General features: G+C 55.9%; 1 protein-coding gene. It reads right to left on the bottom strand.

Going from position 1 to position 438, the window contains the following annotated elements:
* The coding region (locus tag BKN05_RS11960) for an FAD-dependent monooxygenase (protein ID WP_286688736.1) at positions 1 to 438 on the bottom strand (438 nt) is incomplete at both ends.

Here is a 438-nt window from a genome sequence, read left to right as displayed (position 1 = left end):
ACAAAATCCCAACCGTAATCCGGTGTAATCCGCGCTGGCCCGCGCTGAGCCTCCCGGGCGAAATAATCCAAGACGCGGGCTTGGTTCACAATCAGGTGCGGGAATTCGGAAATGCCATGTTCGTCGTCAATGGGGCGTGCACCGCGTGTGATGGCATCTGGATTTTCTGGGTCCTGGTTCCAGAATGACATCTCGGTGATCGTATAGGCTTCTTCGGTGATTTCAGCAGCAAAACCGAAAGCCTGGAAGGTTTCTACGGAACGTGCCTGAATACCATCGGCTTGACCGAGCTCAAGACGGTGTGGGCGGCGTTCGATAATGCGGGTGTTGATATTCGGGAACCTTGACAGCTGGGCAGCAGCAATCATGCCGGCTGGGCCGGAGCCGACGATGAGCACGTCCATGGTCTCCGGGAGTTCTTCTGCACGATTAATGCCA

It is taken from the genome of Corynebacterium sp. S5S1, assembly GCF_001913985.1.
Lineage (GTDB): Bacteria > Actinomycetota > Actinomycetes > Mycobacteriales > Mycobacteriaceae > Corynebacterium > Corynebacterium marquesiae.
The sequence above is the reverse complement of the archived record's forward strand: the minus strand, read 5'-3'. Positions and strand labels throughout refer to the sequence as shown.